We start from the raw sequence: 26883 nt of genomic DNA, 5'->3' as shown, positions 1-26883 counted from the left end.
ATGTATGAGACGGTTATTCACCATTTTTTTATTGTTCACCGCAGCTTTGGGCTTCGCCCAGACAAAAGTCAGCGGTATGGTCGTAGACAACAAGAACCTACCGATTCCGTTCGCGAGCGTGATTTTCAAAGGCACGACCGAAGGCACGGTCACCAACGAAGACGGCCGTTTCTATCTGGAGTCGCCCAGCGCGTATGACGCCATCGTTGTCTCTTTCACCGGTTACCAGGACAAGGAAATGGCATTGCCCAAATCGGTCAACTATGATTTCAAAGTCGTATTGAAGGAAACCGAAACGCTCAAGGAGGTCGTGATTTATTCGGGCAAAACCTCCAAGAAAAACAATCCGGCGCTCGATATTTTGCGAAAGATCTGGGCGCGGAAAAAGAAAAACGGCCTGTACATGTTTGACCAATACCAGATGGAAAAATATGAAAAGGTGGAGTTTGACATGAACACGATAGACTCGGCGTTCATGAAGAACAAGATTTTCCGCGGGATGGAATTCATCTTCAACCATGTCGATACATCGAAAGTCACCGGAAAAACCTACCTCCCGATTTTCATCAACGAAGCGCTGTCCGACGTGTACGGCGACAACAAAATGAAGAAAGTCAAGGAAATCCTGAAGGCGAACAAGAACTCCGGATTTTCAGACAACCAGCAAGTCATCGCGTTCATCAAGGATTTGTACGCAGACTACAACATCTACAACAATTACCTGACGTTTTTCGACAAGAGTTTCACCAGCCCGCTTTCCACAACCGGAATCGATGTCTACAATTACGTGTTGCGCGATACGGCGATGGTAGACGGCAAATGGTGCTACAACATCGTATTTTATCCGCGACGCAAAAACGAACTCACATTCAAGGGCGATTTCTGGGTAAACGACACCACTTTTGCCATCAAGAGCATCAACATGGCCGTGACCAAAAGCGCCAACATCAACTGGGTCAAGGACATTTACATCGAACAAGAATTCGACGTGCTCAACGATTCGGTTTTCCTGCTCACGAAAGACTACATGATGAGCGATTTCGCCTTGCGTAAAAAGGAAACTTCCCGCGGCGTGTACGGCAAACGCACCACATTTTTCCGCAACCACAAATTCAACAGGCCCAAGCCGGAAGATTTCTACCGCGAACCGGTCAATTTCATCGACCCGTCGGTGTATCAAAAACCCGATGAATATTGGGAGAAAAACCGTTTCGAAAAACTCAGCAAGGACGAGCGCGGCGTGTATCAGATGCTCGACACGCTCAAAACCAACAAGAAATTCAAACGCCTGACCTCGCTCGTGGAAATCCTCGGCAGCGGCTACGTCCAGATCGGGAATTTTGACTATGGACCGATTTTCTCCACACTCGGCTACAACGACGTGGAAGGTTTCAGGATACGCACTGGCGGCCGCACCTATTTCGGGCCAAACGATCCGTGGCGTGTACAGGCTTACACCGCATACGGCTTCAAGGACGACAAAGTCAAATATGGCGTTTCGGGTAAATTAATGGTTGATAAACGCAGCCGTGCCATTCTGTCGGGCGGCAACCGGCGCGACATCGAACAAATCGGGGCATCGCTCACCACGACCAATGATGTTTTGGGCCGTAGTTTCGCCTCTTCCGGATTGTTCACGACCAGCAACAACGGCAAACTCACCAACATTAACCTCACGAATTTCGCCTTCGAGATCGAGCCCGTCAAAAACCTGACGCTAACGGTAGGCATGTCTTACCGCACGCTCGAATCGGCCTCGCCGGTGTTCAGCCTGAGCTATTACAAGGTCAAGCCAACCGCCGAAAACCCTGCGGGCGTCGTGGAAAGCGAGGTCAAACAGGCCGAATCCAATATCCAGATCGAGTACACGCCGGGCCGAAAAATGGTAGGCTTTGGTGTAGAACGCAATGAGGTCGACAGCCCGTTCCCGCGCGTTTTCGTCAATTACAGCGCCGGAACGAAAGGCTTGTTCAATTCAGATTTCGACTATAAAAAATTGCAGTTGTACTACCGCCAGCCGCTCATTATCGGTGCCATTGGGCGCACGAACATTACCAGCGAAGTCGGTAAAACCTTCGGTGCCGTGCCGCTCGGTTTGATGAGCATCGTGCCAGGCAACCAGACCTATTTCACCATCCAGAACACCTTCAGCAACCTCAACTTCTATGAGTTCGTCGCCGACGAATATGCGACGCTCCAGATTGACCACCATTTCAACGGAAAACTGTTCGCCTACGTGCCTAAACTGCGCAAACTCAACCTCCGGGAAATCGTCTTCATCCGCGGCGCATACGGCAATGTGTCAGACGAGAGCAAAGCCATCAACGCCTCCGGCCTGGTGTATCGCGCCCCGAACCCAGCCTATTGGGAATATGGTTTCGGTGTCGGCAACATCTTTAAGGTCTTCCGTCTAGATTTCGCCTGGCGCGGCAACTACCGCGACGTCCCGAATGCTCAGAACTTTACGATCAAGGGCGAGTTTGGGTTTTATTTCTGAAGCTAGTTAGTTGCTGGTTTTTAGTTGCTAGTTTTTAGTTACTAGTTTCTAATTGTTATTTAGGTTAGCTAGTGGTGCGATAGAATTGTCCAGAAACTAGCGATCGGAAAAACAGTAGCTTTAACCGCGTGAAGGATGGCAGCGGCATCCTTTTGCGAGGGCGCGAGCAAAAGATATAGCGTACAGCCTGACGGCGTTGCAAAATCATCAATAGAGCCACGCAGCCCAATAACGCCGGCACGCCGAAAATATTCCTACAGCTATTTTCCACTTTCTTCTATCCACTAAAAACTAGCAACTACATGCACGCCCTCCGACACCTCATCGACCGCCACGACATTTTCGCGCAAATCCATGCGCAGTACGGCATGCCCTACATTCCGGTGCGGCCAGAAGGTTTCGAGACGCTGTGCAAAATCATCCTCGAACAGCAGGTGTCGCTCGAATCGGCGCGGGCTTGCTATGAGAAATTGTTAGTGCAATCTGGCGCATTCACGCCTGAGAATATATTGGAATTAGACGCGCAACAGATGCGTGACTGTGGCCTGAGTCGGCAAAAATCGACGTACGTTCGGGCGTTGGCCGAAGCCATAGTCTCGGGCTCGCTGCAGTTGGAAACCCTTTCACAAAAAACGCCCGAAGCCGTCCGTGACGAACTCATCCAGATCAAAGGCATCGGCCACTGGACCATTGATGTCTATCTGATGTTCAGCTTGCAATCGCCCGACATCATCCCGTTGGGCGACATCGGCATCCTCATTACCATAGGCGAACTCACCGGCATCCGAGACAAATCCGCCGTTGCTGAAATCACCCAAAACTGGGCGCCGTACCGCAGTTACGCTGCTTTTTTCCTTTGGCATTACTACCTCAAAAAACGCGGACGGCAAATCATCCTGTAAAACATCGTTTATTTAACGAACAAACTTGGACGAGCGTGTTGTAAGTTCTTAGTAATTTGTTAATTTTGCCCCCGATAAAAAAATAAAGAAAAACAGAATTTATGGAAAAAATGATCATGTACGTTCCTATTGCCATGGCGGTGTTGGGACTGATCTTTATGCTCGTGAAAGCTTCGTGGGTAACCAAGCAGGACGCGGGCGAGGAAAAAATGCAGAACATCTCCAAAAGCATCCAGGAAGGTGCAATGGCATTCCTCAAGGCAGAATACCGCATCCTGGCGATTTTCGTCGTCATTGCGTCGGCTGCACTTTTCACCATTTCACAGATTGTTGCCACATCACACTGGATGATCGTGGTAGCGTTCATTTTCGGTGCATTCTTCTCGGCATTGGCCGGAAACATCGGGATGCGCATCGCGACCAAATCAAACGTTCGTACCACACAAGCTGCAAGGACTTCCTTGCCAAAGGCGCTCGACGTGTCTTTTGGTGGCGGAACCGTTATGGGCTTGGGCGTGGCCGGTTTGGCCGTACTCGGACTGAGTTTGTTTTTCATGTTCTTCGTGTCGCAATTCATGACCGAAGGCGGAAACTTCTATGATAACATGACCATCGTGCTCGAGACCTTGGCTGGTTTCTCACTGGGCGCCGAATCTATCGCCTTGTTTGCCCGTGTGGGCGGCGGTATTTACACCAAGGCTGCCGACGTGGGTGCTGACCTCGTAGGTAAAGTGGAAGCCGGCATCCCTGAAGACGATCCACGTAACCCTGCGACCATTGCCGACAATGTGGGCGATAACGTAGGTGACGTGGCCGGTATGGGTGCCGACTTGTTCGGTTCTTACGTCGCTACGGTATTGGCTTCGATGGTACTCGGAAACTATATCATTAAAGACATGACCGAAGCCGGAACTGCACCCGCTGCATTCAACGGCATGGGCCCGATCTTGTTGCCATTGGTGATTGCCGGTTTGGGTATCCTTTGCTCGATCATCGGTACGTTCTTCGTAAAAATCAAGAACAACGATGCCAAGGAAGCACAAGTACAAGGCGCGCTCAACCTCGGAAACTATGTGTCTTTGGCCTTGACTGTAGTGACTTGCTATTTCCTGATCCAGTACATGTTGCCGGAAACCATCAACATGAAGTTCTTTGGTGAAGGCATGCGCGAAGTACCGCGTATGAACGTGTTCTGGTCTACATTGGTAGGCTTGGGCGTAGGTCTTTTGATCTCTGCATTCACTGAATTCTACACCGCACTGGGCAAAAAACCAGTATTGAATATTGTACAAAACTCTTCAACCGGTGCCGCTACCAACATCATTGCTGGTTTGGCTACAGGTATGAAATCAACGTTCTCATCGGTATTGCTTTTTGCTGCTGCCATCTGGGGTTCTTATGAGCTTGCCGGGTTCTACGGTGTGGCGATTGCCGCCTCTGCGATGATGGCTACTACGGCTATGCAATTGGCTATCGACGCTTTCGGACCAATCGCCGACAACGCTGGTGGTGTAGCCGAAATGAGTGAATTGCCGAAGGAAGTACGTCAACGTACAGACGTTTTGGACTCTGTGGGCAACACTACGGCTGCCGTAGGTAAAGGCTTCGCGATTGCGTCTGCTGCACTTACCGCTTTGGCCTTGTTCGCCGCTTACGTAACGTTTACCGGTATCGATGGCATCAACATCTTCCGCGCCGACGTATTGGCTGCATTGTTCATCGGCGGTATGATCCCGGTGGTATTTTCAGCCTTGGCGATGCAGTCTGTGGGTAAAGCCGCAATGGACATGGTGAACGAAGTACGTCGCCAGTTCCGCGAAATCCCGGGCATCATGGAAGGTACAGGAAAACCAGAATACGGCAAATGTGTCGACATCTCTACCAAAGCGGCACTCCGCGAAATGATGTTGCCGGGCGCCATCACGATCATCACGCCAATCATCGTTGGTGCGCTTATGGGCGCCGAAGCGTTGGGTGGATACATGGCCGGTGTTTGCGTTTCCGGTGTACTTTGGGCGATTTTCCAAAACAACGCCGGTGGTGCATGGGACAATGCCAAGAAATCTTTCGAGGCCGGTGTCATGATCAACGGTGAAATGACGTACAAAGGATCAGACGCGCACAAAGCAGCCGTAACCGGTGACACCGTGGGTGATCCGTTTAAAGATACTTCTGGTCCTTCGATGAACATCCTCATCAAACTGACTTGCCTCGTGGGCTTGGTCATCGCCCCAATCTTGGGCAACGGCAGCCACGGCACCGAAAACAAAGAGGTGAAGATGGAAATGATGATGGACAAGAAATGCGGCAAATGCGACCCTGCAAAAATGGCGACCATGACCAAAGAAGAGTGCGCCAAGATGTGCGACGAAATGGGTTGTTCTGCCGAAGAAAAAGAGATGTGTTTGTCTAACTACGACGCCAACGGAAAATTCATCGGCGACAAATCATGCTGCGCAAAACCGGGCATGACCACCGAATCGAAAGAAGTCCGCATCGAGACGACCAATAACAACGGCAAAGTGAAATCTATCGTTACGGTGAAAACCGGCGACAAGGTTGACACGCAGGTTTTTGAAGGTACAGAAGCCGAAGTAAACGCCAAACTCGATTCAATCAGGAAGTAATTTTTCCGCCGAAATATTTCAAGCGCCCGAAATCTCGGGCGCTTTTTTTTTAACGGTATCGCCGCCAGAATAATGCTGTATAAATCATTATATTAGCGCCTTTACAAAAACTAACAACCTCCCATGAAAAAAACCTTACTTATCGCCTTGCTGGCGCTCGCTTGGTATTCAGGCAATGCGCAAACAGACCGGGCGTGGACTTCGGTAAAGGAGAAGAATTTCGAGATCGCCCAAAGCGCGTCGAGACTTTCTTTCCCGACCGAATTCAAAATGTTCAGGCTCGACGCCGATGTCATCCGTCAGGCGCTGGCCACTGCCCCAACCCGCTTTGCCGGACGAGCATCCGGTGTTGTGATTTCGCTCCCGAACGTCGATGGAAACTTTGAGCGTTTTGAAATGTTCGAAGCCTCGAATTTTGATTCTGCATTACAAGCGCAATTTCCGCAAATCAGGTCGTATGTTGGCCGCGGCATCGATGATAAACTAGCGCTACTTCGCATGAGCGTTGACCCGTCGGGCATCCAGACCATGATTTTCAGGACAGACAAACGCAATGAATTCATGGAACCCTACGCAGCCGACGGTTCGGTTTACGCCGTGTTCCATTCGTCTCGCAACAAAGCCAATCTTCCTTTCGAATGCCACACCGAAGATTCGGCCTTGGCGCTCAACTTGCAACAACAAACCGGGCAAACTTCGCGGCTTTCCAATTCCGGAGAACTTTTAACCTTCCGATTGGCGCTTTCCTGCAACGGCGAATACACGGCCTATCACGGCGGCACGGTTGCCGGCGCATTGGCGGCCATGAATGCGACGATGACGCGCGTAAACGGTGTTTTCGAGAAAGACTTGGCCATCCATATGAACATCATCGCCAACAACAACTTGGTGGTTTATACCAATGCATCAACTGACCCGTACACCAATATGGGTGCTTGGAACGGCCAGCTGCAAACCACACTCACCAACATCATCGGCGAGGCCAATTATGACATCGGGCACATGTTCGGACGCACGGGCGGCGGCGGCAACGCAGGCTGTATCGGGTGTGTTTGCGTTGACGGCATCAAAGGACGCGGCATCACCTCTCCGGCCGATGGCATTCCGCAGGGCGACAACTTTGACATCGATTACGTGGCGCACGAAATGGGCCATCAATTTGGCGGCAACCACACGTTCTCGAACAACGTGGAAGGTTCGGGCGTGAATGTGGAACCAGGCTCAGGATCAACGATCATGGGCTACGCCGGGATTACCGCACAAGACATCGCCGACCATTCAGACGATTACTTCGTGTACGCGACCATCAAGCAAATCCAAGACAATATGGTAGGGAAAACCTGCCCAGTCCGCACGACGCTGACCAATACTGCACCTATCATGGATGCGGGCAAAGATTACATCATCCCGAAGAGTACACCATTTATCCTGACGGGTTCGGGCGCCGATGCCAACGGTGATGCCATTGCGTACTGCTGGGAACAAAACGACACCGCTACGACGCAAACCGGGTCAAACAGCCAAGCCAATGCCACCAAAACAGGAGGCCCGAACTGGCGCTCTTATGACCCGACGTCGTCACCGAGCCGTTACTGTCCGCCACTGGAGCGCGTAGTCGCCAACCAATTGGTTACGACCTTTAACGGCATCCGTTCGGAAGCGGTAAGTTCTGTGGCACGCGACCTGAATTTCGTACTGACCGGGCGCGACAACCTACTCGGCGTGGGTCAAACCAACACCGATGGCATGACCGTAACCGTGAGCGCAGTGGCCGGCCCATTCTTGGTGAACGTGCCGAACACCAATGTTTCCTGGGAAGCCGGAAGCAACCAAACCGTCACTTGGGCTGTGGCCGGAACGACTGAAAATGGCGTCGACGCGGCGTATGTTGACATCTATTTGTCTACCAACGGCGGCCTGTCGTTCCCGACTTTACTGGCCGGCAACGTACCGAACGACGGTTCAGAAACCATTTCTATCCCTAACAGCGTGGGTACAACCAACCGCATCATGGTGAAAGGCCACGACCACATTTTCTACGACATCTCGAATACGAATTTCGCCATCACAGCGCCATCGGCAACCTTTGCAGTTGCATCGTCGAGCAGCCAAAGCCAAGCAATCTGTCAGGGCGCATCGGCCAATTACGCCATCGCATACGAGGCGCTGGCCGGATTCAATGGCGCCACATCGTTTACCGTTTCAGGGCAACCGTCCGGAAGCACCGTGAGTTTTTCACCGAATCCGATTGTAAATAATGGTATCGTCACGGTAAGTGTCGACAACACCACGGGCAGCACGCCGGGCTTCTACCCAATCACGGTGACGGCCACATCGGGCGCGATCACCAAAACCGTGGCATTATACCTTCAATTGTACAGTTCGTCATTTGCGGGTGTGTCGTTGAACGCCCCAGCGAACGCGGCTACCGGCGTAAGCGTTACCCCTACTTTGGATTGGACCACCGATGCCAACGCTACGGAATACGATGTACAAATCGCGACGGATAATGCGTTCAACAATATCGTTGCAACGGCCACGGTAAACACCAACAGTTTCAGTGCACCTACCTTGGCCGAAGCCACAACGTATTTCTGGCGCATTTTGCCGAAGAACGCTTCATGCGCAGGCAATTTCAGCGCAACCTACGAATTCCAGACCGGGCAAGTCGCGTGTCAGGATTATGCGTCGGCAGATGTCCCGGTAGCGATTTCAGCCAGCGGTACCGACAGCGTAATCTCATCCATCGACGTTCCTGATTCTACGGCTATTTCAGGTTTGACCGTGACGGTCGACATTCAGCACACATGGGTGAATGATTTGTCCGCGAAACTCATCAGCCCCACAGGCACCGAGGTGAATTTGTTCATCAACCCATGCACGAGCGACGACCTTCAGGATATTTCCGCTACGTTTGCCGATGGCGGAACCACGCTTTCTTGCGGCAGCGGCACACCAACCATTACCGGAACACTTGCGGCGCTTTCGCCACTATCCGTTTTTAACGGCGAAGATGCCGCGGGCACTTGGTACCTGCAAGTCGACGATGCCTTCAATCAAGACGGCGGCGCTATCAACGGCTGGTCGCTCAGCATCTGCAGCACGCAAACACTGGGCGTGAACCCGGCAAGCAATTTCGACTTTTCTTTGTCTCCGAACCCGAACAACGGCAGTTTCAACGTGCAATTTACGCCGGTATCGGGCGAGGACATCACTATCAGCGTACACGACATCCGCGGACGCCAGATTTTCGGGCAAACTTACGCCACCAGCGGATTGTTCAACGAAACACTCCAGATGCAAAATGCGCAAGCCGGAATGTATCTGGTAACGGTTGAAAACGGCAACAGCAAACAGGTGAAAAAAGTCATCATCAAGTAATTAACTTACTGTATATTAGAAAAATGCCTCGCCAAAACGCGGGGCATTTTTTTATTTTATTACATTTATGTAAAAAAATTGCTGTGAAGCCGAGGTTCACGATCCAACATTTGTTGGGGGCTGAAATACCGCGGTTCACGTTAACCTTAACACCAAAAAACGTGAAAAGAACCATTACCTTACTTGGGGCGATGCTGGTTTGCTGTATCAGTATGGCCCAAAATCCGGACTGGACTTGGGGCCGCAACTACGAAAGCTTTAACCAGGAAAGCCGAAGCCTGACCGCTGCAGACCAAGACGGAAACGTCTATCTCATCGGGAATTTCCAATCTGCAAGTATTACCGTCGGGAGCAACACCTTTACCAATGGCGGAATGGCCAACACCGGCGACATCTATCTCGCAAAATTCGACACCAACGGCAACTTGCTTTGGGCCAAAAAAGACGGCGGCGCGGGTTTCGACATGGTCTATATCGTCGCGACGGACGGGCTGGGAAATGTACTCGTTGCGGGCAGTTTCAATACAGCCATCACGTTCGGAACCACGACCTTGACCCATGGGGGTGTCGGGAATTTTTTGGTCAAATACGATCCGGACGGGAATGTGCTTTGGGCGAAAAGATATGCCGCCGAAAACGAATCGCTGACCACGTACCGCGTCAAGACCGATGCATTGGGCAACATTTACATGACTGGTTATTACACATCACCGCAAATCAGTTTCGATGGCATTGTCCTGACGAATTTCAATTACGATGAAGCCATCGGTAACGGCACGCCGTTTCTTGTCAAATTGGATGAAAACGGCAACACCGTCTGGGCCAAAGGCGCCCAACGCAGCGGCAGCACGAACTTCCAGAATATTTCCAGCGATTTGGCCATTGACGGCAGCGGCAACGTGTTTATAGGCGGTTACTTTTTCTCGGAAACCATCCAGTTTGATTTGCTATCGCTCACCAACCCGAGCTTCGGGCAACCACGACCGAATGTGTTCATGGTGAAATATGATGCCAGCGGGAATACGGCTTGGGCGCGTACCGTAACGCCTGGCTCGTTCCAGAACAACTTCATCTTTAGCGTCAACGCAGATAACGCTGGGAATTCGTATTTCGGCGGCACGTTCACCTCGAGCATCACTATCGATGACACGACACTGACGGCATCAAGTTCCGGGAACAAAATGTTCGTGCTCAAACTCGATGGAAGCGGAAACGTCGTTTGGGGAAGAACCGCATCCAGCAATGGTTATAGTGGCGTTGACTGCGCGGACACCGATGCCGACGGAAATTTATACGTGGGCGGCACGTTCAACGGGTCATCGATCAACTTCGGAAGCGGCAATGTCAACGTTGCCGACCAAAGCGGAAATTTTTTCGTCACCAAATACAACGCAAGCAACGGCAGTATTGGCTGGGTAAGGCTCGGCGGCCCGACGAATATCAACAACCGCATTTCCATCGATTGTAAGAACCAGAATGAATTGTATGTTGGCGCATTCTTTTTCAGCAATACGATTACGCTGGGCAACATCACGCTCCAAAAAACGGCAACCACCGGCTACAACATTTTGGTCGCCAAACTTAATTATACGCCGCTTGGCCTGAACGATGTGGCCGACGCTGATTTGATGCTTTGGCCAAACCCGGCAACTACATCGGTTACGGTAGAAAATCTGTCGCCCGAAAGCGCATTTGATTTGTATGACAACACCGGAAAAAAAGTCACTTCGGGCATCTGGCAAGACACAACGGAATTGCTCGACACAGACGGCTTACCCACGGGCGTTTACCTGCTCAAAGTCAGCAGTAGCCAAGGTGAAACAGTCGTTAAGAAAATCGTGAAAGAATAAAAAAATGCCCTCTTGGTGAGGGCGTTTTTATTTAGAATAATCCGTTGACTTCGGCGTTCACTTTATTGAAGATGATGCCCATGTCTTCGGGGTTGTTTACAAAGTCGATATTGTCTACGTCGATGATGAGCAACTTGCCCTTGGTGTACGTGTGTATCCAGGCTTCGTAGCGCTCGTTAAGTCGGCTCAGATAATCGATGGAAATCGAGTTCTCGTAATCGCGGCCGCGCTTGTGGATTTGGCTCACCAGGTTCGGGATGGAGCTGCGCAGGTAAATGAGCAGATCGGGCGAGGCCACGAGGGTTTCCATCAGTTCAAAAAGCGAGGTATAATTCTGGAAGTCGCGGTTGGTCATCAAGCCCATCGCATGCAGGTTCGGGGCAAAGATGTGCGCGTCTTCGTAAATCGTACGGTCTTGGATGATGTTCTTGCCGCTTTCACGGATCTGCAAAATCTGGCGGAAACGGCTGTTGAGGAAGTAAATCTGGAGGTTGAAAGACCAGCGCTCCATCTGGTGATAAAAGTCATCGAGATACGGGTTGTCTACGACATCCTCAAAATGCGGCTCCCACTTGAAATGCTTGGCCAGCAAGCGCGTCAAGGTGGTTTTGCCCGCGCCAATGTTTCCTGCTACTGCGATGTGCATTATGGTAAAGTAATTTTATAATTCGTAATTCCGAAGTTTGTAAAAATAGCTAAAATTTGCGCTTCGCAATAAAATTTTTTTGGCGAATTCTCGGTGCCTAAAACCGTTTGTACCGTGCCCGATTTCCCGTCACGGAACAGCAATTTCCCGTCGGTCGTAAAAAGTATCGATTGCCCGGAAAGGAACAGCATTGCGTCGTTTGGCGGGACTTTCCCCATCGCGGTCACTTTGCCGAAAACATCTATAACGTACGCGTCGTCCTTGGCATCGATCCAGTAAAAATTATTGAAGTCCGACTGATAGGTTTTCACCGTTTCCTTGAGCGGCGTGGCCAGCGGCGTCAGCGTGTTCTTGAGATAGTCGAACAACATGATTTGCTGCGTCAGGGTGTCGAAGAGCCACAAACGATTTTGGCCCGCCATGCCCAGCGCGTGCGCCACAACCGGCGATGACAGGTCGTTGAAACGGATTTCCCGAACTTCGTTCAGTTGGTTGTCGAGCAAGACGGCGGCGTTGAAATCTTCGTAGAACAAGACCATCAACAATGGGTTCTGAATATCGGCACGGGTAATTTTCCCGAACGCGATTTTCTTGTACTCGAATTTGTCCTTGCCGTTGCTCTTGATAAACGCATTGTCCTTGATGAAATACTGGAATCCGAACGCATCGAACCCGGCGTAATCATCGGCTTTGAAATAAAACGTTCCGGTTTTCACGGCCGTAATCGGGCTTTGCGCCATCGTCGCCGTGGCGTACAAGAACAGTAGCAGCCATTTCCTCATACCCGCGAAGATACGATTCTTTATCGGCAAACCGAACCGAAATATTTGCTATTTTTAACGTTTCGTTGGGCACCGATATGCGCCGTTTCGGCCATCTTTGCCCGGTTAAACAGCACGTCATGAACAAACTAGCTTTCACATTCCTACTTATTATCACATCCGCCATCGGGTTTTCACAAGAATTCCAGGGTATGGCCGTTTACGAAACCAAAACCAGCACGGCCGACATGATGAAACGCGTGCAATCGAACCCCGATCTTACGCCTGAGATGCAAAAGATGATCGAGGAACGCATGCGAAAGGCTTTCGAAAAAACTTTTATCCTGAATTTCGACAAAGTAGCGTCGATGTACAAAGAGGAAGAAAAACTCGACGCGCCCGGGCAAGGCGGCGGTGGCATGCGGATGATGATGTCGGTCATGGGCGGCGGCCCGATCTACAAGAATGCGAAAAACAAATCATACGCCGTGGCCAACGAATTCATGGGCAAGGAATTTCTCGTGAAAGATTCGCTCCCGAAAATCAATTGGCAAATGACCGGCGAGAGCAAGCAAATTGGCGGCTACAACTGTTTCAAGGCGACCGCCGTGATGCCTGCGCCGAAGTCTGACTTCCGGAATTTCAGGATGCGCGACGGCAAGAAAGACGAGAAAAAAGAAGCCAAGGCAGACGAAAAGAAAACCAACTTCATGGAAGACGTCGAGATGCCTACCGAAATCACCGTCACGGCTTGGTACGCGCCGGAAATCCCGGTGAACCAAGGGCCGGAGAAATATTGGGGTTTGCCCGGTTTGATCCTCGAAGTGAGCGACGGCAAAACCATCATCCTATGTTCTAAAATCGTCTTGAACCCGAAAGACAAAGTGGCCATCAAGGAACCGACTGCCGGCCAAGTGGTTTCCCAAAAAGAGTACGATGAGATCGTGATCAAAAAAGCCGAAGAGATGCGCCAACAGTGGCAGAATGGAAGTGGCCGCGGCAATATGCGCTTTCCGCACTAACCGTCGATGAGTTTGTAGCCTAATCCGCGGACATTCAAGATTTGGATGTTCGGGTCGCGGCTGAGTTTCTTGCGGAGTTTGGTGATGAACACATCCATGCTGCGCCCGTTGAAGAAATCGTCGTCGCCCCAGATTTTCCGCAGTACGGCCGAACGGTCCAGCACTTCATTCCTATTCTCGATGAGCAACGCCAGCAATGCGGATTCGCGATGCGTCAATGCCATCACATCCTGTCCGAACTGCAACGTCTGGCGCACGGCATCGAAGAGAAAACCGCCTAGGGCAATCGTCTCGGTTTTTTCACCGCCAATCCGACCGAGCAAAGCATCGATCCTGACAATCAATTCCATCATGCTGAACGGCTTTTTAAGGTAATCCTGCGCGCCGGCATGGAAACCGTCCACCACGTCCTGCGCCTGCGATTTGGCCGTCAGAAAAATGATCGGGATGTGTTTGTCTGTTTTCCGGATGTCTTTGGCCACCGATAAACCGTCCTTTTTGGGCATCATGATATCCAGCACGAGCAAATCGGGTTTCTTGCGGTAATATTCGGTTAGCGCTTCTTCCCCATTGGCGCAACTACGCACCGAAAAACGCCGTGTCTCCAGGCTTTCCTTGATGATCATCGCCAGCGCGGCTTCGTCTTCGGCCAACAGTATTTCAGTCATACGGCAAAGTGATTTTAAAAATGGTACGTTCGCGATCCGGCAAAAGTTCCAGCCTGCCATTGTGTTTTTCGATGATTTTCCGCGAATAGAACAGCCCAATCCCGAAACCTTTTACGTTGTGGACGTTGCCCGTCGGGATGCGGTAGAACTTCTCGAAAATGCGCTCGCGGTGCCAATTGTCGATGCCCGGGCCGTCGTCTGCCACGGAAATACACACGTGCGTTGTTCCGCTTTCGAGTTTGATGTCGATGTGTTGCCCGCCATACTTCACGGCATTGTCGATGATGTTCGCGATGGCGTTTTCCAGGTGGAATGCATCGGCCTGCACGACAATGGGATCGGCCATTTGCGGCGGCGCAATGACTTTGGTTTGGTTGCCCACGGTGTATTTTTCGGTAATCGACTGCAGCATCGCGGTAAGGTCAACCGCTTCTTTTTGCAGGACCAGCGCGTCGGTATCGAGCGTTGCCGTATCGAGTAGTTTATCGACCATGCCTTGCAACTTCTCCATCTGGCGCTGCGAAATGTCGAGATAGCGATCGGTTTTCTCTTTGTCGTTTTCGGCGTTGAAATTCCGGATGCCTTCAATGGCTGAAATGACCGTGGTGATCGGCGTCTTGAATTCGTGGGTGATGTTGGCGATCAAATCGTTCCGAATTTCATCGATTTTCTTTTGGCGGTTGATGACTTTGAGCAGGTAAAGCAGACAACCAATGACCATCAGTGAAAACAACAATGACAGGATGATTTCGCTGGAACTCCGTTGTAAAATCAGTTTCGTCGGGCTGGAATAAACGAGTTGAAGCTGTTGCCCCGGTGGAAGGAAAGTCGATTTCGCGGACGTTTTGAGCTTGAAAAAATCTTGCGGATGGCCTTTTTTCGGTCCGGTTTTTTTCAGATGCCTGATGTCGTGCGCGATGTTGACGCCTTTGCGCTCCAGTTCGCTGGTGACGGCGGCATCGAGACGCGTCAGGTCCATCGTGTCGCGCATCATCGATACGAAAATCCGGTTGGCGAATTCGCGTATTTCGGGCGGTGCATGCTCGTTCAGTATTCGGTCGGGCGGCGGTAATCTCATCCTGATGGAATCGAGTATCAACTGGTCGCCGGTAATCCGGATGGTCGTTGACCGCGTCTCAGATTTCCCGCGTTTGACGTACATGATTTTTCTCGTAAACACGGAGTCCAAAACCGGGATACTGTCGCTGTGGAGCCGCCGGACAGTAGGCTCTTTATCGCCGATAAACATCGTGATTTCCTTTTTGGCGGTTTCGGCAAAGTAGTTTTCGACGCCATTGTCAAAAGCAATCTGGATGTCGTTGAGCAGTCGTCGCCGGTTCTCGTCATAGTTTTTTACATTCCAGTGGAACTGCAGGCCAATCGTCGCGATGATGGCCACCGTAATGAAAATCAGCAGTATGCGATGCGTGGACGATTTCATGTTCCAAAAATAGGAACAAAAACACACCTTCGGCACCGGTTAACACTCGTTAACAGAGTTTAACCCAAAGTCCACAATGCCCGGCGTTACTTTGCCAACAATCAATAACCATCAAAATCATTCTTATGAAGACATTCGTAATCAAACTGGCACAGGCGGCGTTGTTGCTTTGCGCCCAAACTATCCTAGGACAGCAGTTTTACGGGAAGGCCGTTTATGAAACCAAAATGCGGCCGCCGTCCATGGAAGTCAAAGGCAACACGATGTCGCCGGAAATGCAGAAAATGATCGAAGCGCAACTCAAGAGCCAGCTCGACAAAACCTTTCTGCTGACCTTCAACCAAACCGAATCCAACTGGGAAGAAGAACAAAAACTAGACGCACCGCAACCCAACATGCCGGGCGTCAACGTGAAAATCGTCAACAGCGGCGACGGTCGCCGTTATACCAGTTTGAAAGACAAATCATCGGTATCCGAACAGGAAATCATGGGCAAGGAATTCGTCGTCTCCGAAAAACTGCCCGTCTGGGAATGGAAGATTACCGAAGAAAGCAAGAAAATCGGGAACTACACGTGCTACAAAGCCACGGCCATCGTGAAAGTCACGCCCGAAGAACGCGCAGCCTACGAGCGCAATAAAGCCGAAATGGCGCAAAATCCAAAGCGCGTGATCATCATCGACGAGCCGCAGGACTATGAAATCACAGCCTGGTTCACGCCCGATATCCCGGTAGGCCACGGCCCGGAAAATTTCTGGGGATTGCCGGGACTGATCTTGGAAACCAACGATGGCCAACGCGTGACCTTGTGTTCAAAAATCATCCTCAATCCAGCCGAAAAACCAAAAATATTCGTCCCGAAAGACGGCGAAAAAGTCACGCTGGAAGAATTCGAGCAAATCCGCGAAAAGAAAATGAAGGAGATGCAGGACATGCCGCAGGGTCGCGGCGAAAGGCAAGTGATCAGAATTGGGGGTTAGTGGTTAGTGGTTAGTGGCTAGTTGTTAGTGGCTAGTTGTTAGTGGCTAGTGGCTAGTGGCTAGTGGCTAGTGGCTAGTGGTTAGATAAATGTACTTGACGGATGTTTATTCTCCAATAAAGACTTGCTATAAGCACAATGGCCTGACGATAAAGAATGGACGATGTATTCACTCAATTGATCGCGATGTACCAGCCAGACAAAATATCTAGCTACTAGCCACTAACAACTAAAAACCTCAGCTATTAACTTTCCGCTAACATCCTCAAACCCCGAAAATCCGCTACTTTTACCGCGACAAAAAATTCCAATGAAAAATTTCTACTTCCTGTTATTGTTCTTGTTTCCGATACTTTCAAACGCCCAAACGAGCATCAGGCTGGAGGGCACGATCCAAGACCAGAACGGCGCACCGCTCGAAATGGCCAACGTCATGGCGGTGAACAACGGCACGAAAGCCATGGATTCTTACGTGATCACGAACGACAAGGGCAAGTATTCGCTTGTGCTGAAACCCAATTCGGCCTACACGGTGAAAGTGAGTTACCTCGGGATGCAAACCAAGGAAGTACAAATCAACACGACTACCGAAAACCTGTCGCAGAATATCGCACTTGAATCAGGCGGCATTGATTTGCAAGGTGTTGAAATCGTCCAAGAAATGCCCGTTTCCATCAAAGGCGATACGATTATCTACAACGCCGATTCTTTTACGACCGGCACCGAACGCAAACTGGGCGACGTGCTCAAAAAACTGCCTGGCGTGGAAGTGAATGCCGATGGTGAAGTGGAAGTCGAGGGCAAGAAAGTGTCGAAACTTATGGTGGAAGGCAAGGATTTCTTTGACGGCGACACCAAGCTGGGCGTGAAAAATATCCCGGCGGATGCGATCGATAAAGTACAAGTCTTGCGCAATTACAACGAAGTGTCGCAGATGAAAGGGCTTGACAACAACAACGACGACATCGCGATGAACATCAAACTCAAATCGGGGAAAAAGAATTTCTGGTTTGGCGACATGAATGCCGGCGTGGGCGTGGCCGACGATGAGACGCGCTACAACATCAACCCGAAGATTTTTTATTACAACCCAAAGTATAGTATCAACCTCATCGCCGATTTCAACAACATCGGGGAATTGCCCTTTACGATCCAAGACTATTTCAAGTTTACGGGCGGTTTTAGGCGGATGATGGCCAAAGGCGGCACGAACTTTAATGTGTCGTCCAGCGACTTGGGCTTGTCGCTGATGCGGAACAACCGCGCGAAGGAAATCGATACGCGTTTCGGGGCGGCGAATTTCTCGTACAACGTCACCAAAAACTGGAGTTTGAGCGGTTTCGCGATTGCATCGTCCACGATTACCGATTTGGAAACCCAGACGCGCACCACAACGTTACAGTCGCCGTTCAACCCAGTGGAAACCACCGAATCGCGCACCCAGAAAACCCATCAGAAAAGCGACCTCGGTTTGTTCAAGCTCAGCTCGACCTACAAACCCAGTACGAAATTGCAATTCGATTACGACGCGCTCTTGAAAATGTCTGCGCAGGATGAAGACGGCGATTTGTTTTCGGATGTGATTTCGGATGCGGGCAACGTGAGCCAGTCGATTTTTTCGGCCAAGGAACAAAGCCCGGTGTCGTTCAACCAAAACCTCGATTTGTATTATACGCTGGGCGACAAACACGTGTTTGCCTTTGGCGCGCAACACTTGTACAACGACGAAGATCCGTTCTACAACCCGAACTTGGGCGTGAATCCGTTCCCGGACAGCATCGTTCCTGAAGAATCGCAATACAACCTGGGCATTCTGCCGCAAAGCCGTTACGACATCAACCAACAGCGGTATGTGCGCACCAACAAGCTCGACAGTAAACTGGACTATTATTACATGCTGACGCCAAAAAGCAACATCAACGTCACGCTCGGCAACACGTATTCGCACCAACGGTTCAATTCCTACATTTTCCAGTTGCTCGACAACGGCACGACCAACGATCTGAACGACAATACAGACAACGACGTCACGTATAATTTCAACGACATTTTCCTCGGGTTGCACTACAAGTTCATCACCGGGAAATTCACGTTCAACCCTGGGTTCAGCGTGCACCGATACTTAACGTACAATGAACAGTTGGGGCAAAAAACCACGGACAATTTCACCCGGATTCTACCCGACATTTATGCGTTGTATCAAATCAAGAAATCGGCGTCGCTGACCTATACTTTTGCCTATACGACTGATTTTACCGACGTAAACCGATTCGCCGAAGGCTACACCTTTTCTGATTACAACTCGTTGTTCCGCGGCAACCGTTACCTGGAAAACGCGCTGATGCAGACGCATTCACTCCGGTATTTCAATTTCAACATGTTCAATTTCACGAACATTTTCGCCAACATCAACTATTCCCGGAAGACCAACGCCGTGAAATCCAGGACGTTCTTTGAAGCCAACAACCAAGTGTCGCAGGCCGTGAACATCGGGTCGAATTTCGCGGATGAAACCTTGTCGAGCAGCGCGAGCTACGGCCGGTCGTTCCTGAAATACTACAAGGCATCGGTTGGGCTGAACCTCAACTGGTCTAAATTCAACAACATTTTGCGCGCGGCGCAGAACAGCACGGCCGAACGCATTGAAACCACCGAGTCGTTCACACAGAACTACAATATTGAGTTTTCGACCAATTTCAATAAAATCCCGAATATTGGCCTGGGCTACAGCCTGTCGGTGAACAACTACAACGACACGAATTTTTACACTGAAACGCCGTCGGTAACGCTTGATTATTATTTCTGGGACGCGTTTTCCTTCAACGCAGAGTACGAATTTTACCATTACACCAGCAACGACGATGATTTCCCGGTAGACAATGAATACGATTTCCTGACGGCCAGCCTGATCTACCAGAAAAAAGACAGCCATTGGGAATACAAACTCAGCGGCACGAACCTGCTCAACACAACGTCTTTGAACGACGACAACTTCAGCCAGTTCAGGACGAGTTCATCCCGCTACATCGTGCAGCCGCGGTATTTGATTTTCTCGGTGAAATACAATTTATAATGACGTGGGCAATCGCCGAAAATCCATCGCGAAAAAATAAAACAGGACTGCGGCGCAAGTGCAATTTATTGCTATTTTTGCCTCTCAAATTTAATCGAACCATTCCATGAGAACGATACAATTCCGTGAAGCGATAGCCGAGGCGATGAGCGAAGAAATGCGCCGCGACGAATCCATTTACCTGATGGGCGAAGAAGTCGCCGAATACAACGGCGCGTACAAAGCCTCGAAAGGCATGCTCGACGAATTCGGTGCGAAACGCGTCATCGACACGCCGATTGCGGAACTTGGTTTTGCGGGCATCGCAGTAGGTTCGGCCATGAACGGCTGCCGCCCGATCGTAGAATTCATGACCTTCAACTTTTCGCTTGTGGGCATTGACCAGATCATCAACAACGCGGCAAAAATGCGCCAAATGTCGGGCGGACAATTCCCGATGCCGATGGTATTCCGCGGCCCGACTGCTTCCGCGGGGCAATTGGCGGCCACGCACTCGCAGGCGTTCGAAAATTGGTTCGCCAACACGCCGGGATTGAAAGTCGTCGTACCTTCAAACCCATACGATGCAAAAGGACTTTTGAAATCGGCCATCCGCGACAACGACCCGGTCATTTTCATGGAATCTGAACAGATGTACGGCGACAAGATGGAAGTGCCCGAAGGCGAATACCTGATTCCGCTGGGTCAGGCCGACATCAAACGCGAAGGGAAAGACGTGACCATCGTGTCGTTCGGAAAAATCATCAAGGAAGCATTCATTGCCGCCGACGAATTGGCCAAAGACGGGATTTCATGCGAAATCATTGACTTGCGCACGGTTCGCCCGATGGATTACGACGCCATCATCAATTCGGTAAAGAAAACCAACCGGTTGGTCGTGCTTGAAGAAGCTTGGCCGTTTGCGAGCGTGGCTTCGGAAATCACGTATATGGTTCAGGAGCGCGCCTTCGATTACCTGGACGCGCCGGTGCAACGCATCACCACAGCCGATACGCCAGCGCCCTATTCACCGACATTGCTGAAGGAATGGTTGCCGAACGCCACCGATGTGGTCAAGGCCGTCAAGAAAGTCATGTACAAGAAATAGTTTTTTCAGACCATAAAAAAAAGCCGGAATCATCCGGCTTTTTCTTTTTCCTTTCGCGTCAGAACACTTCTTTCGCGATTTGGCGGATGTTGCCGGCTTTCCCCATCGAATAGTAATGCAACACCGGAATCCCGGCTTTTACCAGTTCTTTGCTCTGGGCAATGCACCACTCGATCCCGATTTGCTTGATGGCATCGGCGTCTTTGGCTTTTACGACGGCCATGACCAGATCATCGGGCAAATCAACACTGAAACGGTGCGGAATCTGGTTGAGTTGCTTCTTGGTTGAAATCGGTTTCAAGCCAGGAATGATGGGCACAGTAATCCCGGCCGCGCGGCATTTATCCACGTAATCGAAATATTTTTTGTTATCAAAGAACATCTGCGTGATGACGTAATCTGCGCCGTTCTTGATTTTCTGTTTCAGGAAATAGATGTCGCTGTCCAAACTTGGCGCTTCCATGTGTTTTTCCGGATAACCGGCAACACCGATGCAGAAATCCGTGGCGGCGGTATTTTGCAGGTCTTCGTCCAGATAAATCCCTTTGTTGAGATTCGTGATTTGGGAAACAAGTTCGGACGCGTATTCATTGCCGTCTTTTTCGGGCTTAAAGTACGTTTCGCTTTTGACCGCATCACCGCGCAACGCCACGACGTTTTCGATGCCGAGAAAATCCATGTCGATCAGGAAGTTCTCCGTGTCTTCCTTAGAGAATCCGCCACACAGGATATGCGGAATCGCGTCTACACCGTATTTGTTCTGGATGGCGGCGCAAATGCCCACGGTTCCGGGGCGTTTCTTGACGATTTTCTTCTGCAGCAAACCATTGGGCAATTCCTTGAACTCATACTCTTCGCGATGGTAGGTCACGTCGATGAACGGCGGATTGAATTCCATCAGCGGATCGCAACTGTCAAAAATAGATTGGATGTTCTGGCCTTTAAGCGGCGGCAGGATTTCGAAGGAGAAAAGGGATTTGCCGTTGGCTTTGGTGATGTGTTCGGTGACTTTCATATCAGTGGCTAGTGGTTAGTGGCTAGTGGCTAGATAACCATTCTTATATTAGTATTTTGTGTAATGGTTGATGAAGCCATTTAATAGTCGTTTGCAGTTCTGTATCGATTCGAATACCGACTTAAATTCTTGTTCTTTAATGTATTTTCGATCCAATGCCAAATAGCATTGTGTTTCTATTTCGAACAGCGAACCTCTTGAAAAATAAAGGAATCGCAATGTTTCCTTAATGCTTTTTCTTCCGCATCCTTCGGCTATGTTTGAAGGTACCGACACTGCCGCACGACGCATTTGATCTGAAAGCCCGAACATTTCCTTTTTCGGAAATTGCTCACTTAAATCATAAACCGCATTCACTAATGTTCTTGACTGAATCCAAACATTGAGTTTCGTATAATCCATAATTTGCTTTTCTCGACAATCTCGCAAAAAGCATTTTTATGTTATTACGGTAATCCCGCATTTAGTCAAAATATCTAGCCACTAACAACTAGCCACTATCTACTTCTCCGCAACATTTGACCCCAACCACTTCCTCGCTTCCTCCACAGAAATCCCTCTTCTAAGCGCATAATCCGCCACTTGGTCTTCCTTGATTTTTCCGAGTCCGAAATACTTGCTCTGCGGATGCGCGAAATAGTAGCCCGACACGGATGATGCCGGCCACATCGCCATGCTTTCGGTGAGCTTTACACCGATTTTTGTTTCCACATCGAGCAGTTTCCAGATGGTTGGCTTTTCTAAATGGTCGGGGCAAGCCGGATAACCCGGTGCCGGCCTGATACCTTTGTAGGCTTCCTCAATTAAATCTTCATTCGAGAGGTTTTCATCGGCGGCATAACCCCAATATTCCGTGCGGACTTTCTCGTGCAAATATTCGGCAAACGCTTCGGCCAAACGGTCGGCTATGGCTTTGACCATAATCGCGTTGTAATCGTCGTGTTGCGCCGCGAATTCATTGGCCCATTCATCTGCGCCGAACCCGGTCGTGACGCAAAATGCCCCGATGTAATCGGTCTGGCCGGAATCTTTCGGCGCCACGAAATCGGCCAGTGAAAGATTGCGCGCGCCCTGCGTTTTCTCGGACTGTTGGCGTAATGTCAAAAAAACCGTGGGTTGTTGGTCGTTGCTCGTTGGATAGACTTCGATGTCATCGTCATGGATCGTGTTGGCGGGAAAAATGCCATAAATACCTTTGGCTGTCAACTTCTTTTCTGCGGCAATCTGTTCGAGCATTTGCTTGGCATCGGCGAAAACGGATGTTGCCTGTTCGCCCACAACGTCGTCCTGAAGAATCGCCGGATATTTCCCGTACAATTCCCATGTTCGGAAAAACGGTGTCCAATCGATGTACGGAATCAGCGTCTCAATGCCAACCGAAATCGTGTGCACGCCCAATTGATTCGGCTTTACAGGGTTGAAATCGAGCTGTAATTTATTGTGGCGCGCCTGATCGATCGTCAGGAAGTGCTTCTCGCGCGAACGGCTCAAATAACCTTCGCGGAGTTCGTCATATTCCGTACGTAGATTTTTGGCGTAATCTGTTTTGGTTGATGTGTTCAGGAGGTTTCCGGCAACCGTTACGGCACGCGACGCATCGTTGACATGGACGACGGTTTCGCGGTATTCCGGTGCGATTTTCACGGCAGTATGTGCCCGCGAAGTGGTTGCGCCGCCAATCATGACGGGAATTTTGATGTTCAAACGGTCGAGTTCTTTGGCGAGATAGACCATTTCATCGAGCGACGGCGTGATCAGGCCAGAAAGCCCGATGATATCGACATTTTCCCGTATGGCGGCTTCGATGATTTTCTCCGGCGGCACCATCACGCCCAAATCAATGATCTGGTAATTGTTGCAGCCCAACACCACCGACACGATATTTTTGCCGATGTCGTGCACGTCGCCTTTTACCGTAGCCATCAGGATTTTCCCCGCCGACTGTGACACGCCGTCTTTTTCGGCCTCGATGAACGGCAGCAAATAGGCCACGGCTTTTTTCATCACACGCGCTGATTTGACCACTTGCGGCAGGAACATTTTCCCGCTGCCGAACAGATCGCCCACGACGTTCATGCCGTTCATCAAATGGTTTTCGATCACTTCAATGGGCCGCGATACGGTTTGACGCGCTTCTTCCACGTCCATCTCGATGAACTCGTCGATGCCTTTCACCAAGGCGTGCGTCAGCCTTTCCTGTAGCGGATGCGTGCGCCACTCCTGTGCTTCTTTCTCAAGTATTTTTTTGTCGTCTTTGAAATTTTCGGCCAGTTCAAGCAATCGTTCGGTCGCGTCGTCACGCCGGTTCAACAAAACATCTTCGACGTGTTCGAGCAAGTCCTTCGGGATTTCGTCATAAACTTCGAGCATTTCGGGGTTGACGATGCCCATGGTCATGCCGTGTTGTATGGCATGGTACAAAAACGCCGAATGCATCGCCTCACGGACTTTGTCATTGCCCCGGAACGAAAACGACACATTGCTCACGCCGCCCGAAACATGCGCATGCGGCAGGTTTTCCCGTATCCATTTTGTGGCCCGGAAAAAGTCGAGCGCGTTCAGTTTGTGCTCGTCCATGCCCGTGGCGACCGGGAAAATATTCGGGTCAAAAATGATGTCTTCGGGCGGAAATTTTACTTCGTTTACAAGGATGTCGTACGAGCGTTTGCAGATGTCGATGCGGCGTTGGTAAGTATCGGCTTGGCCTTCTTCATCAAACGCCATGACGATGACCGCCGCGCCGTAACGCTTGACCAATTTTGCGTGATGGATGAACGACGCCTCGCCTTCTTTCAAGGATATGGAATTGACGACGCCTTTGCCCTGTACGACTTTCAGACCGGCTTCGATGATGTCCCATTTGGAGGAATCGATCATGATGGGAATCCGTGCGATATCTGGTTCGGAAGCAATCAAGTTGAGAAAAGTCGTCATCGCGTGCACGCCGTCGAGCATGCCTTCATCCATGTTCACGTCCAGGATTTGCGCGCCGCCTTCTACTTGGCCACGGGCAATGTCTAGCGCTTCCTCGTATCGTTCTTCTTTGATCAGGCGGAGAAACTTTCGCGAGCCCGTCACATTGGTGCGTTCACCGACATTCACGAAGTTGGTTTCGGGCGTGATGATGAGCGGTTCGAGGCCGGAGAGGCGGAGGTATTTGGCTGGTGCGTTATCGGGTGTATTCTGGGTCATTTAGTGGCTAGTTGTTAGTAGCTAGTTGCTAGATGTCTGTTGTGAATTTTAGTTCCTGCTTCAATTTATCATTCTGGTAACGGTTAGAAAAAAATATCTAGCCGCTAGCAACTAGCCACTAACAACCAAATTCTTCCTCGGTTCAAACTCCGCCGCGACGTCCGCAATCAATCGGATGTGTTCTGGTGTCGTGCCACAACAACCACCGATGATGTTCACGAGGTTTTCCTGTAAATACTCGCGGATGAGCGATTGCATTTCTTCCGGCGATTGGTCGTATTGGCCGAATGCGTTGGGCAATCCGGCGTTGGGGTGTGCGGAGATGTTCAGCGTGGTATTCATGGCCAGCCGTTTCAGGTAAGGTCGCAATTGGTCTGCGCCGAGTGCGCAATTGAACCCGACCGACAACAGCGGAAAATGTTCGATGGAAATCAGGAAGGCTTCGACGGTTTGACCCGAAAGCGTGCGGCCGGAAGCGTCGGTAATCGTGCCCGAGACCATGACCGGAATATCGACTTGCTTTTCTTCTTTGACTTCTTCGATGGCGAACAGCGCGGCTTTGGCGTTGAGCGTATCGAAAATGGTTTCGACCAGCAAAATGTCAACGCCGCCGTCAATCAACGCTTCCACCTGTTGTTTGTAGGCGATGCGCAATTCGTCAAAAGTGATGGCGCGGAAACCGGGGTTGTTCACATCTGGCGACAGGCTGGCCGTGCGGTTGGTTGGCCCGATGGAACCCGCAACAAATCTGGGCTTCTGAGGGTTTTGAGCCGTGAATGCATCGGCGACTTCGCGGGCAATCTTGGCCGACTGGTAGTTGAGTTCATACACTAAATCTTCCAGATGATAGTCTGCCATGCCGATGGTCGTGGATGAAAACGTATTGGTTTCGACAATGTCTGCACCGGCTTGAAAATACTGCGCATGGATGTCGCGGATGGCCTGTGGCTGCGTGAGCGAAAGCAAATCGTTGTTGCCTTTGAGCGGATGCGGAAAATCCTTGAACCGTTCGCCCCGGAAATCTTCTTCTGAGAAATTGTAGCGCTGGAGCATCGTGCCCATGGCGCCGTCGAGGACGAGGATGCGAGATTGGATGGCGGTGTGTATGCTCATTTTTTCAGTTGCTAGGGGTTAGTTGCTAGCGGCTAGATAATTATTCTTGGTTCGTGTTGATTTTTTGTTCATGCTTCTTGGTGGCATCGCAAGGCAATCTCTATAAATTTTAAATATGTTTCGTCTGATGACCATGTCGCGGTTAGTCAAAATATCTAGCCACTAACAACTAGCCACTAGCCACTTCTTCCCTGCGAACCGGAAACACGTAAAATAGCCCCGATAGAGCCGGTATCCTTTTGGGCGCGCTCGAGTGCGAAGCGTATCGAGAGCCGCCAAAAGATAAAGGCGAAAGCGGGACCACACACCATCGTGACGATGCTGCCGTGCTCCTAAAAAATGTTATATGAAAAAGCCGAGGAAAATTCTCGTGGTTATCTGTCCGGCCCGAAAACCGGTAGAATTTAGCACCTTCTTTAAGATAAAGGGTTGCTAAGGCTTCAACGGGTCTAGTCCCTCGGCCTTTCGTGATAACAATTGCCGTTTGCCTTTTGGATTACCAAATCGGTGAACGGCCCAAAACAAAATGTGAATGAACCCCGCAAAGTAAGGGATTGGTTTTTGAATTTGCAACGGCTGGCGCAAAAAAATCTACGATAACGTTATCGCAAAAAAAAGTCCGGACAATG

17 protein-coding genes and 1 riboswitch are annotated in these 26883 nt (G+C 50.4%); of the genes, 9 read left to right on the top strand and 8 right to left on the bottom strand.

Annotated elements, in window-relative coordinates; genetic code table 11:
* Positions 1 to 4: 4 nt before the first annotated feature.
* From ACM9J1_RS05435 to ACM9J1_RS05415, 5 genes are all read left to right on the top strand, one after another.
* Positions 5 to 2497 carry a DUF5686 and carboxypeptidase-like regulatory domain-containing protein gene (locus ACM9J1_RS05435; RefSeq protein WP_415580948.1) on the top strand — a complete coding sequence of 831 codons (2493 nt, stop codon included), beginning with the start codon at positions 5 to 7 and terminating at the stop codon, positions 2495 to 2497.
* Positions 2498 to 2799: 302 nt separating this feature from the next.
* Positions 2800 to 3399 carry a DNA-3-methyladenine glycosylase family protein gene (locus tag ACM9J1_RS05430; protein ID WP_415580947.1) on the top strand — a complete coding sequence of 200 codons (600 nt, stop codon included), beginning with the start codon at positions 2800 to 2802 and terminating at the stop codon, positions 3397 to 3399.
* A 101-nt stretch (positions 3400 to 3500) separates the two neighbouring features.
* Entirely contained in the window at positions 3501 to 6026 is a 2526-nt protein-coding gene (locus ACM9J1_RS05425) for a sodium-translocating pyrophosphatase (protein WP_415580946.1), read from the top strand.
* Positions 6027 to 6149: 123 nt separating this feature from the next.
* On the top strand, positions 6150 to 9407 hold the full coding sequence (locus tag ACM9J1_RS05420; protein ID WP_415580944.1) for a zinc-dependent metalloprotease: 3258 nt from the start codon (positions 6150 to 6152) through the stop codon (positions 9405 to 9407).
* A 161-nt stretch (positions 9408 to 9568) separates the two neighbouring features.
* Positions 9569 to 11257: a T9SS type A sorting domain-containing protein gene (locus ACM9J1_RS05415; RefSeq protein WP_415580943.1), complete on the top strand. Its 1689-nt coding sequence runs from the start codon at positions 9569 to 9571 to the stop codon at positions 11255 to 11257.
* Between the two features lie 31 nt (positions 11258 to 11288).
* On the opposite strand, the gene ACM9J1_RS05410 is transcribed toward ACM9J1_RS05415, so the two are convergent.
* Both ACM9J1_RS05410 and ACM9J1_RS05405 read right to left on the bottom strand, forming a co-directional pair.
* Positions 11289 to 11903 (bottom strand): deoxynucleoside kinase, encoded by a 615-nt coding sequence (locus ACM9J1_RS05410; RefSeq protein ID WP_415580942.1) that lies wholly within the window; start codon positions 11901 to 11903, stop codon positions 11289 to 11291.
* On the bottom strand, positions 11903 to 12685 hold the full coding sequence (locus ACM9J1_RS05405) for a hypothetical protein (RefSeq protein ID WP_415580941.1): 783 nt from the start codon (positions 12683 to 12685) through the stop codon (positions 11903 to 11905). Before ACM9J1_RS05405 ends, ACM9J1_RS05410 begins: the two co-directional genes overlap by 1 nt.
* Before the next feature lie 119 nt (positions 12686 to 12804).
* Here ACM9J1_RS05405 and ACM9J1_RS05400 point away from each other — a divergent pair, with 119 nt between their 5' ends.
* Positions 12805 to 13686, top strand: a complete 882-nt coding sequence (locus ACM9J1_RS05400; RefSeq protein ID WP_415580940.1) for a GLPGLI family protein — start codon at positions 12805 to 12807, stop codon at positions 13684 to 13686.
* Here the strand turns inward: ACM9J1_RS05400 and ACM9J1_RS05395 are convergent.
* Positions 13683 to 14354, bottom strand: coding sequence for a response regulator transcription factor (locus ACM9J1_RS05395; protein ID WP_415580939.1), 672 nt, complete (start codon positions 14352 to 14354; stop codon positions 13683 to 13685). The two genes, ACM9J1_RS05400 and ACM9J1_RS05395, sit on opposite strands and share 4 nt — an antisense overlap.
* Positions 14347 to 15795: a sensor histidine kinase gene (locus tag ACM9J1_RS05390; RefSeq protein WP_415580938.1), complete on the bottom strand. Its 1449-nt coding sequence runs from the start codon at positions 15793 to 15795 to the stop codon at positions 14347 to 14349. Before ACM9J1_RS05390 ends, ACM9J1_RS05395 begins: the two co-directional genes overlap by 8 nt.
* A 125-nt stretch (positions 15796 to 15920) precedes the next feature.
* On the opposite strand from ACM9J1_RS05390, the gene ACM9J1_RS05385 reads away from it, so the two are divergent.
* The 3 genes from ACM9J1_RS05385 (at position 15921) to ACM9J1_RS05375 (ending at position 20934) form a co-directional block, all read left to right on the top strand.
* A complete protein-coding gene (locus ACM9J1_RS05385) occupies positions 15921 to 16775 on the top strand; it encodes a GLPGLI family protein (RefSeq protein ID WP_415580937.1) in 855 nt (284 codons plus the stop codon).
* Between the two features lie 309 nt (positions 16776 to 17084).
* A complete protein-coding gene (locus tag ACM9J1_RS05380; RefSeq protein WP_415580936.1) occupies positions 17085 to 19847 on the top strand; it encodes a carboxypeptidase regulatory-like domain-containing protein in 2763 nt (920 codons plus the stop codon).
* A gap of 106 nt (positions 19848 to 19953) precedes the next feature.
* Positions 19954 to 20934 carry a pyruvate dehydrogenase complex E1 component subunit beta gene (locus ACM9J1_RS05375; protein ID WP_415580935.1) on the top strand — a complete coding sequence of 327 codons (981 nt, stop codon included), beginning with the start codon at positions 19954 to 19956 and terminating at the stop codon, positions 20932 to 20934.
* A gap of 58 nt (positions 20935 to 20992) precedes the next feature.
* Here the strand turns inward: ACM9J1_RS05375 and metF are convergent, their stop codons facing one another.
* The 4 genes from metF to ACM9J1_RS05355 form a co-directional block, all read right to left on the bottom strand.
* A complete protein-coding gene (gene metF, locus ACM9J1_RS05370) occupies positions 20993 to 21949 on the bottom strand; it encodes a methylenetetrahydrofolate reductase [NAD(P)H] (protein ID WP_415580934.1) in 957 nt (318 codons plus the stop codon).
* A 48-nt stretch (positions 21950 to 21997) separates the two neighbouring features.
* On the bottom strand, positions 21998 to 22351 hold the full coding sequence (locus ACM9J1_RS05365) for a four helix bundle protein (RefSeq protein ID WP_415580933.1): 354 nt from the start codon (positions 22349 to 22351) through the stop codon (positions 21998 to 22000).
* Positions 22352 to 22450: 99 nt separating this feature from the next.
* Positions 22451 to 25141 (bottom strand): methionine synthase, encoded by a 2691-nt coding sequence (gene metH, locus ACM9J1_RS05360; protein WP_415580932.1) that lies wholly within the window; start codon positions 25139 to 25141, stop codon positions 22451 to 22453.
* Between the two features lie 111 nt (positions 25142 to 25252).
* A complete protein-coding gene (locus ACM9J1_RS05355) occupies positions 25253 to 26254 on the bottom strand; it encodes a homocysteine S-methyltransferase family protein (RefSeq protein WP_415580930.1) in 1002 nt (333 codons plus the stop codon).
* A 371-nt stretch (positions 26255 to 26625) separates the two neighbouring features.
* Positions 26626 to 26731: riboswitch (SAM riboswitch) on the bottom strand.
* Positions 26732 to 26883: the final 152 nt, after the last annotated feature.

Source organism: Flavobacterium longum, assembly GCF_965137575.1.
Lineage (GTDB): Bacteria > Bacteroidota > Bacteroidia > Flavobacteriales > Flavobacteriaceae > Flavobacterium > Flavobacterium longum.
The sequence above is the reverse complement of the archived record's forward strand: the minus strand, read 5'-3'. Positions and strand labels throughout refer to the sequence as shown.